This window comes from Photorhabdus sp. RM96S (assembly GCF_042879335.1).
Classification (GTDB): domain Bacteria; phylum Pseudomonadota; class Gammaproteobacteria; order Enterobacterales; family Enterobacteriaceae; genus Photorhabdus; species Photorhabdus kayaii.
Window position 1 is genome coordinate 1 of sequence record NZ_JBHFKT010000202.1, and the last position, 400, is coordinate 400.

Genomic DNA, 400 nt, shown 5'->3' on the forward strand with positions numbered 1-400 from the left:
TCAGTTTGGAGCATGGTTCAATCAAGCCGGCAAGTGGGTGTGTAAAGAGATTATTGACCCGATAAGCCATCAGGTCAGCTACGCTTTTTCCTGGGTTAATGAACAAACGGGAAAAATCGTGACCTGGACGGAGAGTGAGATAAAAGCCCGGTGGCAGACGGTGCAACAGGGTTCAGATATCACTCTGGAAGAGCTAAAAAATATTAGCTGGATGCAAATATTAAAAGAAGTAGGGGAAGGCATGCTGGAAGTGGTGGTGATTATTGCCGGTGTTGCCGTTGTTATCCTTGTCACCCTTGCCGTCGCTGCTGCATTGATTGCACTGGTGGAAATTTTAGCTGCCGCTGCTGCGGTAAGCGCCGCCGCGTTAGCCGCCGTCCTGGCAATATTGGCGAGTGTG

Annotated in this window: 1 pseudogene; it reads left to right on the plus strand. The window is 50.0% G+C overall.

Going from position 1 to position 400, the window contains the following annotated elements:
• Positions 1–400, plus strand: a pseudogene (locus ACGF49_RS24975) (VRR-NUC domain-containing protein); the annotation flags it as partial.